This is a genomic window from Veillonella sp. VA142 (assembly GCF_003992135.1).
Taxonomy (GTDB): domain Bacteria; phylum Bacillota; class Negativicutes; order Veillonellales; family Veillonellaceae; genus F0422.
The window spans coordinates 175,533-189,063 of the sequence record NZ_RQVN01000002.1; the positions used below are offsets into that span (position 1 = coordinate 175,533).

Consider the following 13,531-nt stretch of genomic DNA (forward strand, 5'->3'; position numbering starts at 1 on the left):
TATGGTATTGCTCATTGATCATTACGATAGTTTTTCTTTCAATATTTACCAATTAATTGGTTCCTTAGTGAAAGATATTAAAGTCATCCGCAGCGATGAAATGACAGTGGAAGAAATTCAAGAACTGTCACCAGATTGTGTGATTCTTTCACCGGGAACAGGACGACCAAAGGATGCAGGAGTGTATGAAGAATTGCTCGAAACATGCCAAGGAAAGTTTCCTATCTTGGGCATCTGCTTGGGCCATCAGGCGATGGGCGAAGTGTTCGGAGCTACTGTAGGGTATGCGAAAGAAGTGATGCATGGCAAACAAAGCGTGGCTACTCAATGTTATCCATCTATATTATGGAAAGATATTCCTCAAGAATTTCCTGTGGCTAGGTATCATTCCTTAGCAGTCTTAGAAGATACATTAGGAGATGAACTGGTGGTGACAGCTCGTACAACAGATGGAGAAATCATGGCTATGGAACATAAGACGTATCCTATATATGGTGTGCAATTCCATCCAGAATCTATTTTGACACCACAGGGGGAACAGATGGTGAAGAACTTTTTGGAGACACATAATATTATTTAATATTGTTAGTAGTGATTACGCATTGTAAATGAATACTATAATATAGTTGTCAGTACATATCATTATAGTATCTAAGTATAGAAGATGTATGATTAATGGAGACATAGACTATGATTCAACAAGCAATACGCCTCGTTACAGAGGGTCAAGATATGCCCTATGAAGTGGCAAAAGTAACGATGAATGCGATTATGAGCGGCGACGTACAGGAGGTGCCTATGGCAGCCTTTTTAGGAGGCCTACAAGCAAAGGGACCTAGCGTGACAGAGATTACAGCTTTTGCAGAAGTGATGCGTGAAAAAGCAGGTTCCGTACCACATGACAATACAGTAGTAGAAATCGTAGGAACCGGTGGAGATGGTAGTAGTACATTTAATATTTCCACTACGTCAGCCATATTGTTAGCTGCGGCGGGTATTCCTGTGGCTAAACATGGAAATCGTAGTGTTTCTAGTAAATGTGGGGCTGCCGACGTATTAGAAGCACTGGGTGTGAAACTAGATCTGAATGGAGAGCAAAATAAAAAGGTCTTAGAAGAAGCAAATATTTGCTTTATGTTTGCCCCTGTGTACCATGAAGCTATGAAGTATGCAGGTCCTGTACGAAAAGCTATGGGGGTAAGAACGGTATTTAATATTTTGGGGCCTTTGGCAAATCCAGCCGGTGCTACGGTAGAGCTCGTGGGTGTGTACGATCGGTCCTTAATAGAACCCTTGGCACAGGTCTTATCTAACTTAGGTGTATATCGTGGTGCCGTGGTATATGGCAGTGATGGGTTAGATGAGATTACAGCCACAGGTACAACGACAGTGTGTGAAATCAATCATGGTACCTTCAAAACTTATGAGCTAGATCCGAAGGATTATGACTTTACCTATGCCACACTAGATGAATTAGTAGGAGGTGATGCACAGGTAAATGCTGAAATCACACGCAATTTACTTGAAGGTAAGGATAGAAGTGGTCGTGCTACAGCAGTAATACTCAATGCGGGTATGGCATACTATTTAGCTAAAGAGGGAGCGGTTACCATAGAAGAATCATTCAAAAGGATACAAGAATTGTTATACTCTGGCGCAGGTGCAAAGGCGCTTTCAAGATTTGTGAATGCCTCGCAAAATGCTTAATAGTCCGTGGTTATCATTATACTTATAAAGCAGGAGATATTCGTTAGGAATAGTAGATTCTAGAACCTAGTTAGGTAACTTGTCAACTAAATAGTACAAATATAGAAATTCCTACTGTTATCATTTAGATATATAAATACTTCTGATTGCGTGTTGGCATATACATACTATGGTTATAAGAGTATGCAAGAATATTAGGATAGAAATAGAGATAGTTATGATATTAGATAAAATCGTGGCAGCTACTGAAAAGCGGGTGCGTGACGCAAAAGCTAAGCTACCCTTGTCAGAGTTGCAACAGCAAGTAGAAAGAATGCCAATCACGAAGGACTTCCCTTTTGAACAGGCGTTACAAGAATTAGATTTCAATTTCATATGTGAAGTGAAAAAAGCATCTCCATCAAAAGGGATAATTTCAGAAGATTTTCCCTATCTAGATATTGCTAAAGACTATGAAATGGCAGGGGCAGCAGCGATTTCTGTGTTGACGGAATCAGACTTCTTTTTAGGTAGCCTTCAGTACTTACAAGAGATTGCAGCAATTGTACATATTCCTGTACTTCGGAAGGATTTCATCATCGATGAATACCAAATCTATGAAGCAAAACTATGGGGCGCCTCAGCTATATTACTCATAGCCGCTATCTTGGATGATGAAACAATGGCACGCTTTTATAAGCTAGCAGATAGTTTGGGATTGTCCTGCTTGGTAGAGGCTCACGATGAAACGGAAGTGTTACGAGCTGCTAAGATAGGAGCCCGCATCATTGGAGTGAACAACCGTAATTTAAAAGATTTTACGGTGAATGTGAACAACAGCATTCATTTACGTAATCTTGTAGATGATTCAGTGATTTTCGTATCTGAAAGCGGACTAGATACAGCTGAAGATATTCAGTGTTTACGAGATAACAACATTCATGCTGCACTCATGGGTGAAAGCTTTATGAGGTCTACAGATAAAGTGGCTAAGTTAGCTGAGTTATATGGCCCTATTCGACATAATACTTTTGAGGGGAATTATACAAATCAAGATTTGCTAGAAACATATGAAACATATAAGGTGGAAGGTGTACAGACATCGAAAGAAGAGATGTTGATACCAAGGGAACCTAATCCTCTTACAGAACCGAGATATGAAGTGAAAATAAAATTCTGTGGCATAACCCAAGAAGATACAGTTCCTGTATTGCTGGATACACAACCAGATTATGTGGGTTTTGTCTTTGCACAGAGCAAGCGACAAGTGACAAGAGAGCAAGCCCGTTCTATTGCCAATAGTTTACAAAACACCTTGCAAGATGCGACTAATGATAAGCCTACTTCTTATGTAGGTGTATTTGTAAATGAAACGATATCTACTATTGTAGAGATTGCTAAGACGGTGCCACTTTCAGTAGTGCAATTACATGGAGATGAATCTGTAGACTATATTGAAACATTACGGAATCAATTACAGGAACAAGAATTAGAATCTTGTCAGATATGGAAAGCCATACAGGTGCAAAGTAAAGAAGATATTGTGCCATGGAAACAAGTACCTATTGATGGACTAGTGGTAGATTCCTACTCTAAGGAAGAACGAGGAGGTACCGGTAAGACTATCGATTGGTCACTCCTAGAAGAAGTACAGGTCCCATTCTACCTAGCCGGTGGTATAGGACTACACAATGTAGCCCGTGCTATCCGAAGACTACAGCCTTATGGGCTTGACATGAGCAGTAGTTTAGAAACGAATGGACAAAAAGATGCTAAGAAAATGAGAACCATGTCACACATTATTAAGACAGTCACACATAGATAAGGAGATAGACTATGACAACACATCGCCATGGCTATTTCGGGGACTTTGGTGGACAATTCATGCCGGAAACATTAATGAATGCCATCATTGAACTGGAAGAAGCCTATGAAATGTATAAAAACGATCCAGAATTTATTAAAGAGTTAGAAGACCTACATGTATCGTATACAGGTCGTCCCTCCATGTTATATTATGCAGAGAAAATGACAAAAGATTTAGGGGGCGCTAAGATTTATTTGAAGAGGGAAGACTTAAATCATACAGGGTCCCACAAATTAAATAATGTGCTAGGTCAAATGTTACTAGCTAAGCGAATGGGGAAAACTCGAGTCATTGCCGAAACAGGTGCCGGTCAACATGGTGTAGCCACTGCCACAGTAGCTGCATTAATGGGTATGGAATGTGAAATTTTCATGGGTCAAGAAGATTGTGAAAGACAAGCTTTAAATGTATACCGGATGGAGCTATTAGGTGCCAAGGTACATCCTGTGACATCTGGTACCAGTACCTTAAAAGATGCCGTATCTGAAGCAATGCGTGAATGGACGAATCGTATGGCAGACACTCACTACGTGTTAGGATCTGTCATGGGCGCCCATCCATTTCCTATGATGGTCCGTGACTTTCAATCTATCATCAGTCGTGAAGCAAGAAAACAAATTCTAGACAAAGAAGGCAAACTACCAGCGGCTGTGTTAGCTTGCGTTGGTGGCGGTAGTAATGCTATCGGTATGTTCTATCATTTTATTCCTGATGCGGACGTGCAACTCATCGGCTGTGAATCGGCAGGTAAAGGTGTGGATACAGAGCAACATGCGGCAACCATGACGAAGGGTACTGTGGGAATTTTCCATGGTATGAAATCTTATTTCTGCCAAAACTCATATGGTCAAATTGCACCGGTTTATTCCATTTCTGCTGGGTTAGACTATCCAGGTATTGGACCAGAGCATGCCCATTTACGAGACAGTGGACGTGCTCAATATGTGCCGATTACAGATGATGAAGCAGTGGATGCTTTTGAATATCTATCTCGTATGGAGGGGATTATTCCAGCTATTGAAAGTGCTCATGCCGTAGCGCATGCTATGCGATTGGCACCTACTCTAAGTCCTGATGAAAGTATCATCATTTGTTTATCTGGACGTGGTGATAAAGATGTAGCAGCTATGGCAAGATATAGAGGGGTGAACTTACATGAATAAAATAACAATAGCAGAAGCTTTTAAAAATAAAGCATTTATCCCTTTCATTACAGCAGGTGACCAAGGGATTGATACCACGGAGAAATATATTCGTACCATGGCAAAAGCGGGAGCGACTTTGATTGAAATTGGCATTCCTTTTTCAGACCCTGTAGCCGAAGGACCTGTTATTCAAGCTGCTAGTGAGCGTGCTTTGTCCACAGGGGTTACTACAGATGATATTTTTGAGATGGTCCGACGTTTGCGCACTGGTACGGATGCATTGACGATTCCACTTGTGTTCATGACCTATATGAATCCTATCTATGTGTATGGTGTTGAAAGCTTTATGACACGCTGTGAAAAAGTGGGCATCCAAGGTGTCATTGTGCCAGACTGTCCATTGGAAGAAAAACAAGAACTAAGCAACCAAACGAAGGCGCATGGAGTTTCTGTTATCTCTTTAATTGCACCTACCTCTGAGCAACGGATTGAGGAAATTGCCAGTCAAGCAGAGGGCTTTGTGTACTGTGTATCTTCACTTGGTGTAACAGGTATGCGCAGTGACATCAAAACAGACATTGCTAGCATCGTGCAACAGATTCGCCAATACACAGATATTCCAGTGGCAGTTGGTTTTGGTATTTCCACACCGGAACAAGCAAAATCAATGGCTTCACTATCTGATGGTGCCATCGTAGGTAGTGCTATTGTGAAACAAATTGGAGAGTGGGGCTTAAATGGGGAAGAAGCGTTATATAACTATGTTCGTTCTATGGTAGAGGCTGTAGGTAACTAACAGTAATGCGCTCTAAGGTAATGCACATGTATAACAGAGTTATTTGATGATGATATCTCTCTTGTCCTATTCTGTTATTTACGATGTCTATTGAATAGCTGTGCAAGAAGTGAATCTTGTGCAGCTATTTTTATATATTAGATACTTACTTATAAGTAGCGTAGTGTTTTATAATATAGTAGGTAATAAGCAGTTATAAAAACCTGTGGTAACATACATTGATATACTGTATACTTAAGGATATATAAAATTCTTAACAGGAGACATAGGGTATGGAAAAAACAAGTATTGGCGTTGGGCGTGCTGCATTGCATGTTGCTATTTCTGAAAGTCGCACAGAAGAGATGGCATTGCGAAAAGACTTTGAAGCACAGGGGATTCATAGTTGTGCTGTGGATTTTGGAGGAGCTTTCACAGAGATTATTCCTAAAATTATTGAACGATCCGTTGTAGCATCGGAACGTCAAGGGTTAATACAAGGTGATCATGTTAGTAAAGGCGCTGTGGTAGGCGCCACAGCACAAGCCTTAGAGCAAATCAAAAATAAATGTGTAGGTCTTAATGTTGGCGGCAAAGTGGGGATTGCACGTAGTCAAGAACATCTAAGTGTAGCAATTTACTTAGGAGTCGGTGTATTGCATTTGGATGAGATTGCCGTAGCTATGGCGCATCGAGCTGTACCAAATCTTTAGAAATGCTATAAATTTATGAATAGATTTGGTATAATATTTTTTAGAGTATATAGACAATAGCTAATCATTTTGGAGGTAACTATGAGTCAATTCGATTGGAAAGTGCTAGATCGTAATTACGAAGATGTCATTTACGAAACATATAATGGGATTGCTAAAATCACAATTAATCGCCCAGAAGTGCGCAATGCGTTCCGTCCTAAAACAGTGATGGAGTTAATTGATGCTTTCACGATTGCACGTGAAGATGCAGAAGTAGGGGTTATTATTTTGACTGGCGCTAACCATGGTCAAGGAGAAGATAAAGAAGCGTTCTGCTCCGGTGGTGACCAACGTGTTCGTGGAGATGGTGGTTATGTTGGAGATGATAAAATTCCTCGTCTAAACGTGTTGGATTTACAACATTTAATCCGTATTACTCCAAAACCTGTTATTGCTATGGTTAACGGTTTTGCTATTGGTGGAGGACATGTATTACATATCGTTTGTGATCTTTCTATTGCCTCTGAAAATGCAAAATTTGGTCAAACTGGTCCTCGTGTAGGCTCTTTTGATGCTGGTTATGGTGCTGGTTACCTAGCCCGTTTAGTAGGCCATAAAAAAGCTCGCGAAATTTGGTTCTTGTGCCGTCAATATTCTGCAAAAGAAGCATTAGACATGGGTCTTGTAAATACAGTAGTGCCATTTGATCAATTAGAAGCAGAAACTGTGAAATGGTGTGAAGAAATTCTTCAATTGTCTCCTATGGCACTTCGCTTCTTGAAAGCTTCTTTCAATGCGGATACAGATGGGTTAGCTGGTTTACAACAATTTGCAGGGGATGCGACTTTATTATTCTACACAACAGACGAAGGTAAAGAAGGTCGCGATGCTTTTAAAGAAAAACGTAAACCTAATTTTAAACAATTTCCTAAATTCCCTTAATGGGTTAGGTTATGAAGTGGTTATATAATCGAGCACAAACACATGGAGATAAGCTTTTTTTAAACGAGCTTACCTATGGTACTGTGTTGGATTTAACAATAGCTACAGCAAAACGACTCGCTCCTCATCTTCGAGGGGAGAGTCGTATTGCTTTATGGGCAGAAAATTCAGTATCCATGGCGATACACCTATTTGCTCTATCTGCATTGGGTATAGAAACAGTATTGCTGAATACGAATCTGACTGAACGAGAAGTGACCGAACAGATGGAAAGTACGGGAGTTCGCACCTTATTGATGTCAGAGAAAATGACACAGATTTTGCGTGCGCAGAAGGAAGCCTGCGACATAGAGGTCACAGATGTTTCTACTTATGAGCATAGCCATAGTCAAGTGGACCGACAGTATTTGTGCTTTTCTACATACATAGACACTGATTTAAAGGCTATTTCTTCTATGCATAATGACGGAGATGTTAGAAATGAAAATACTAATGGCGCAAAATATACATCTATCAAAATAGATGATGAAGAAAACCCCAGTATGGACTCTTTTAGAAATAGATGTAATCACCTGGGTGATGTTGAAGACTCTACAGATTGCGAGAATAATCTAGACTGGAATCCATCAGAGGACAAAATTTTTTGCATTATCAACACTAGTGCTACAACAGGCAAGTTCAAATCCGTCCCTGTGCGATGGTCACAGATTAAGGCTCATGTGAAAGCTTCTGCGAATGTGCTTGGCGTGGAGGAAGATGATAATTGGCTTGTGGTGCTCCCTATGTTCCATGTCAGCGGCTTATCTATTATTTTACGTACCTTGTATAATGGCACAAGAGCTACCATTCGTGAAAAGTTTTCGGAACAAGTTGTACTAGATGCATTAGAAACGGAAGAAGTCACCATAGTATCCTTGGTGCCCACAGTGTTACAACGCATAGTAGAACGTATACAAGCACCAACTTTACGGGCTATCTTACTAGGTGGCGAGTTCATTCCTATGCCACTGTTACAAGAGTGCGTACAACGAAATTTACCAGTCTATAAGACGTACGGCATGTCAGAAACCTTTGCACAAAGTACGACATTTAGTGTTAAGGAGCGTCCGAATAAATTAGCCTCTGTAGGATATCCTTTAGAGGGGGTTACCATTGAAATTCGCAATCCTGATGAAGAAGGAGTAGGAGAAGTGTGGCTTTCATCCCCGATGCTGATGAAAGGATACCTTAATAAAGAACCTATTAAAGGCGCTTTTAATACAGATGACATTGGTTACATAGATGAAGATGGATTTTTATATCTTTTGAACCGCAGAAAGGACATCATCATTTCTGGTGGAGAAAATATTTATCCTAAGGAAATAGAGGACGTCCTATACGGGATGAAGGGTATTAAAGAATGTGCAGTTATTCCTGTCCCTGATTCTAAGTGGGGACAAGTGCCTGTTCTTTGTGTAGTTAGTAGTCATCCAGAAGCAGAAATATCCGACTATTTAATGAGCCGTTTAGCGAAGTATAAAATACCGAAGCGAATTGTATATTATGAAACATTGCCGAAAAATAGCATGGGGAAAATATTGCGACAAGAGTTGATTTACGAAGTAGAAAGGACATAGTATGAAGGGAACTTCTTTATTAGAACAATTACAGATAGAGACATTCCACTGTGCTGGACAGGCCTTTCTGAGTACAATGAAACTTTCATCATTTCATGCACAACCTTATGGATTCGTCAATGGTGGCGTGTATTTAGCTTATGGAGAAGCTTTAGCTGGGATGGCGTCAAATGCCATATTGGCCCAAGAAATGACGGCGCCTAGTGAAAGTGGCATAGGTTCAGAACCTATCAAACAACGGGTAGCGGTAGGTCAATCGGTGACGGCTAATCATGTGAAATCGAAACGATGTGATGGCTATGTAGTAGCGCGTGGACAATTGTTACACCAAGGCGGACGTAATCATGTGTGGATGATTTCTATCTTTGATGAAATGGATCAACTGTTATCTCACATGACAGTGACAAATAGTATAATTAATGTGTAAGAAATTATGTCTATTAGTCGGAATTTATGTATAACACGATATTATCATTACATCCATGTTGATTAGACAAGAGTATCTATAGATAGATTGGTAGTACACCGTAACACTTTATAAATAAGTAGAATAAGTCTGAATAGAATTAATATGTTATACAGTATTGTATTGACTAGAAAGGAGGTGCATAGTCCATGAATATAGATATTATATCGTTGTTCCCAGAGTTTTTTGATGCCTTTTTTACCCATTCCATTATCAAACGTGCCTTACAGGGGAATCGCTTGGATATGAAAGTGACGAATCCGAGGGAGTTTTCTCATAGCAAGCATGGTCAAGTAGACGATACGCCCTACGGCGGTGGTGCTGGTATGCTCATGAAAGCACCCCCTCTCTTTGAGGCTGTAGAACATGTGTTGCAGATGCCTATCGAAGAACATCGTAGTACCAAGGCGAATCACAAACGTCATGTCGTGTTTATGGGGCCAACAGGGACAACTTTCACACAAGAAAAAGCAAGGGAATTAGCTACCTATGATCAGCTTGTTATCGTGTGTGGACACTATGAAGGGGTAGACTATCGAGTGGAAGAACACTTAGTCGATGAAACTATATCTATCGGTGACTATGTGTTAACTGGTGGTGAATTACCAGCCTTGGTAGTAGTTGATGCAGTGGCTCGCATGATTCCTGGTGTGTTAGGCGCTACATCAGGAGCCATAGAAGATTCTTTTTATCATCCTGTACTTGAGTGTCCGCAATACACGAAACCACAAGAATACAGAGGTATGATGGCGCCAGATATATTGCTGAGCGGTCATCATAAAAATATTGAACAGTGGCGACTAGAAGAGTCCATTAAACGAACGGCTCTGCTACGAGAAGATTTATTACATCGTGAGTTAACAGTAGAAGAAGTTAAAATATTACATAGATTGCTAGAGAAATCCACATCTCAAGAAGAGCAAGAACGATTAGAAAGAATTTTAGGTCAGTCTACTTTCACAGAGGAAAAGAGGAAATAAATGGCGAATTTATATATTGGCCTCGTTCATTATCCCATTATGAATAAACATGGTGAAGTCATTACGACGGCCATCACGAACTACGACATCCACGATATTGCCAGAGCATCCACAACCTACGATGTGGAACGGTATTTTATCATTCATAATGTGCCGAGCCAACGTGAACTGGCTGAGACCGTTATGAGTCATTGGAAAACAGGATTTGGTAGCACTTACAATCCGGATCGAAAGGATGCTTTCAAACATGTAGAACTAGTTAATTCTATTCGACAAGCTATTGATACGGTGACGGAATTAGAAGGACAGAAGCCGATCGTGTGTACCACTGATGCGAGGACCTATGAGAATACGATTACCTATGCCTCGATCCGTAAATCACTTGAAAGTGAGAGCCGTCCTGTGGTAGTATTATTTGGAACGGGGTATGGTATGACGAAAGAAACAATGGAAGATTTCGATTATATCTTAGAACCCATCTATGGACATGGAGAGTACAATCACCTTTCAGTTCGTAGTGCCGTATCAATTATCTTAGACCGCTTACGAGGCGAAGCGTGGTGGAATAAATAGGAGGACACAATGTCAGGACATTCTAAATGGTCAAATATTAAACATAGAAAAGGTAAAAATGATGCATTAAAAGCAAAAATTACCACAAAAATTAGTCGTGAAATCACAGTGGCTGTAAAAGCTGGCGGTACAGATCCAACCGGCAATATGCGCTTGAAATTGGCGTTACAAAAAGCTCGTGAAAATAACATTCCTAAGGATAATATCCAACGTGCCATCGATAAAGGTGCTGGTGCTGGTGATGCGAACAACTACGAAGAAATTACCTATGAAGGATACGGCCCAGGTGGCGCTGCCATCCTTGTAGAAGTGATGACAGATAACCGCAACCGTGCCGCAGCAGACGTTCGTCACGCCTTCTCCAAACGTGGTGGCAACCTAGGTGAAAGTGGCTCCGTCAATTGGATGTTCAAACGCAAAGGTGTATTTGTAATTCCACAAGAAGGCAATGATGAAGAAACATTGACATTGTTGGCTCTTGACGCTGGCGCTGAAGACATCAAAGTAGAAGATGATGTATTCGTTATCTACACATTGCCAGATGATTACGATGCTGTAGAATCTGCCCTAGCAGAAGCATCTATCGCTACAGATATGGCGCAAATCACAATGGTTCCAGATACCAATATGGAATTAACCGGTGATGATGCAATAAACATGCAACGTATATTGGATATGCTAGAAGACTTGGATGATGTACAAGATGTGTATCATAATGCCATTATGGATGTGGAAGAATAATTTACTATAAAAATTTACTAATCCATGCTATACTATAAGCAAGTAAATATTTTAGATTTGCAAGGGAGCCTATGTAATAGGCTGAGAAAGGACTATGAAGTACCTGACCTTTTGACCTGATCGGGATCATGCCCGCGTAGGAAGCACGCTGACATATGTGGGTATCGATGTAATATCGATACCTTTTTGTATATAGAGTACCCCATAGGCTCCTTTGTAATGAAAGGAGCTTTTTATGTTTTACACACAAATGCAAGCAGCCCAAAAAGGCATTGTTACCGACGCGATGAAAGTGGTAGCAGAAAAAGAAAACATGGATGTTGAGGTATTGCGAGAGTTAGTAGCAAAAGGACATGTAACCATTCCATGCAACAAAAATCACACTTCATTACAACCTGAAGGTATTGGTCAAAAGTTGCGCACAAAAATCAATGTGAACTTGGGCACGTCCAAAGATTGTACAGATTACGAAGAAGAAATGAAGAAAGTCCATCATGCAGTGGCATTAGGAGCTGAATCTATTATGGACTTGTCTACACATGGTGATACAAAAGTGTTCCGTCGTCTGTTGACAAAAGAGTGTCCTGTTATGATCGGCACTGTGCCTATCTATGATAGCGTTATCCATCACCAAAAAGATTTAGGTGAATTAACTGCAGAGGACTTTATTTCTACGATCCGTCTTCATGCAGAAGATGGCGTAGACTTTGTCACATTACACTGTGGGATTACACAACACACAGTAGAGCAAATTAAACGACATAAACGGAAGTTAAATATTGTTAGCCGTGGCGGTAGTTTAGTGTTTGCTTGGATGTCCATGACTGGTCAAGAAAATCCTTTCTATGAATATTATGATGAAATTTTAGACATTTGTGCAGAATATGATATGACGATTTCTCTTGGAGATGCCTGCCGTCCTGGTTGTTTGGCAGATGCCACAGATATCTGTCAAATCGAAGAACTCGTTCGACTTGGTGAATTAACAAAACGAGCTCGTGAACGTGGTGTGCAAGTGTTGGTGGAAGGTCCTGGTCATGTGCCATTGAATCAAGTACAAGCAAATATGGAAGTGCAACAAACAATTTGTGATGGGGCTCCGTTCTATGTATTAGGACCATTGGTAACAGACATTGCACCAGGTTATGACCATATTACAGCGGCTATTGGTGGTGCTGTGGCAGCTATGCATGGGGCAGCATTTCTTTGCTATGTAACACCAGCAGAACATTTGGCTTTACCAGATGAAAACGATGTAAAAGAAGGCATTATGGCTTTCAAAATCGCAGCCCATGCAGCAGATATTGCGAAAGGTATACCAAATGCGCGGGAACGTGATGACCGCATGGCAGAGGCGCGCCAGAAACTAGATTGGGAAGCACAATATGCAGTGGCATTAGATCCTGAAAAAGCACGTCGCATCCGTGAAAGCCGTGCCCCAGAAGAGGGACACAAAGAAGCTTGCAGTATGTGCGGGAAATTCTGTGCCGTACGAAGCATCAACAAAGCCTTAGAGGGAGAGAAAATCGATATATTATAAAAGAGAAATGAACGGGGCTGTAACAAAATGTACTTTTTTACATTTTCGTTACGGTCCCTTTTGCATGCAGAAACTACCAAACTTCTTGAGATAATACTATCACAAGATATCTTGGTAGTTTTTCCGTTTTTAGGCGCACTTAAATAAGCCTATGTAAATGGCTTGTTTTCTAGGCTTACGCAATTTCTTTTTGGCAGAATAATGAGGTATGTATTCTGTTATTTTGGATTCTATGGTGTAGTTTCGAGATATTAAATCCCATTGCTAATAGGTATAACATCTTTCGCACATGATCATTTCCACGGTGTAGTAGCCGCCTAAACTGAAAGTCTTGTTTTAGCACTCCAAAGGCTCCTTCTACTTGTATAGATCGGTTGGTACGTAATCGAATTCCTTCTGTACTTAAGATTCTTTCCTGGTTATGTTGCAATACCGAGTCATATCCTGGAGTAATGCAAATTTGTTTAGTTGGGTTCTTGGTTGTTTTCTTTACATATCGTTGGCA

Annotated in this window: 14 protein-coding genes and 1 riboswitch; of the genes, 13 read left to right on the top strand and 1 reads right to left on the bottom strand. The window is 40.6% G+C overall.

Annotation, left to right across the window (positions count from 1 at the left end; genetic code table 11):
• The first annotated feature begins 1 nt into the window (after position 1).
• The 13 genes from EO117_RS01705 to thiC all read left to right on the top strand — a co-directional run bounded on the left by EO117_RS01705 (position 2) and on the right by thiC (position 13,026).
• On the top strand, positions 2-580 hold the full coding sequence (locus EO117_RS01705) for an aminodeoxychorismate/anthranilate synthase component II (protein WP_126938790.1): 579 nt from the start codon (positions 2-4) through the stop codon (positions 578-580).
• Between the two features lie 110 nt (positions 581-690).
• Positions 691-1,707, top strand: coding sequence for an anthranilate phosphoribosyltransferase (gene trpD / locus EO117_RS01710; RefSeq protein ID WP_126938791.1), 1,017 nt, complete (start codon positions 691-693; stop codon positions 1,705-1,707).
• A gap of 217 nt (positions 1,708-1,924) precedes the next feature.
• A complete protein-coding gene (gene trpC / locus EO117_RS01715) occupies positions 1,925-3,511 on the top strand; it encodes an indole-3-glycerol phosphate synthase TrpC (protein ID WP_126938792.1) in 1,587 nt (528 codons plus the stop codon).
• Between the two features lie 11 nt (positions 3,512-3,522).
• Positions 3,523-4,716, top strand: a complete 1,194-nt coding sequence (gene trpB, locus EO117_RS01720) for a tryptophan synthase subunit beta (protein WP_126938793.1) — start codon at positions 3,523-3,525, stop codon at positions 4,714-4,716.
• Complete coding sequence (gene trpA / locus EO117_RS01725) at positions 4,709-5,494, top strand: tryptophan synthase subunit alpha (RefSeq protein WP_126938794.1); 786 nt, start codon at positions 4,709-4,711, stop codon at positions 5,492-5,494. The genes trpB and trpA overlap by 8 nt, the downstream gene beginning before the upstream one ends.
• 272 nt (positions 5,495-5,766) lie before the next feature.
• Complete coding sequence (locus EO117_RS01730) at positions 5,767-6,186, top strand: HutP family protein (RefSeq protein WP_126938795.1); 420 nt, start codon at positions 5,767-5,769, stop codon at positions 6,184-6,186.
• Positions 6,187-6,267: 81 nt separating this feature from the next.
• Positions 6,268-7,110: a 1,4-dihydroxy-2-naphthoyl-CoA synthase gene (menB, locus tag EO117_RS01735; RefSeq protein WP_009352753.1), complete on the top strand. Its 843-nt coding sequence runs from the start codon at positions 6,268-6,270 to the stop codon at positions 7,108-7,110.
• Positions 7,111-7,121: 11 nt separating this feature from the next.
• Positions 7,122-8,726: an o-succinylbenzoate--CoA ligase gene (gene menE, locus EO117_RS01740; RefSeq protein ID WP_126938796.1), complete on the top strand. Its 1,605-nt coding sequence runs from the start codon at positions 7,122-7,124 to the stop codon at positions 8,724-8,726.
• A gap of 1 nt (position 8,727) precedes the next feature.
• Entirely contained in the window at positions 8,728-9,153 is a 426-nt protein-coding gene (locus tag EO117_RS01745; RefSeq protein WP_126938797.1) for a PaaI family thioesterase, read from the top strand.
• Between the two features lie 188 nt (positions 9,154-9,341).
• Positions 9,342-10,172 (top strand): tRNA (guanosine(37)-N1)-methyltransferase TrmD, encoded by an 831-nt coding sequence (gene trmD, locus EO117_RS01750; RefSeq protein WP_126938798.1) that lies wholly within the window; start codon positions 9,342-9,344, stop codon positions 10,170-10,172.
• On the top strand, positions 10,173-10,745 hold the full coding sequence (locus EO117_RS01755) for an RNA methyltransferase (protein WP_126938799.1): 573 nt from the start codon (positions 10,173-10,175) through the stop codon (positions 10,743-10,745).
• A gap of 9 nt (positions 10,746-10,754) precedes the next feature.
• A complete protein-coding gene (locus tag EO117_RS01760; RefSeq protein ID WP_126938800.1) occupies positions 10,755-11,486 on the top strand; it encodes a YebC/PmpR family DNA-binding transcriptional regulator in 732 nt (243 codons plus the stop codon).
• A gap of 51 nt (positions 11,487-11,537) precedes the next feature.
• A riboswitch (TPP riboswitch) is annotated at positions 11,538-11,646 on the top strand.
• 75 nt (positions 11,647-11,721) lie between these two features.
• Entirely contained in the window at positions 11,722-13,026 is a 1,305-nt protein-coding gene (gene thiC, locus EO117_RS01765; RefSeq protein WP_126938801.1) for a phosphomethylpyrimidine synthase ThiC, read from the top strand.
• Between the two features lie 175 nt (positions 13,027-13,201).
• Here the strand turns inward: thiC and EO117_RS01770 are convergent.
• Positions 13,202-13,531 (bottom strand): transposase (locus EO117_RS01770; RefSeq protein ID WP_164727460.1); only part of this gene is annotated, 330 nt, incomplete at its 5' end.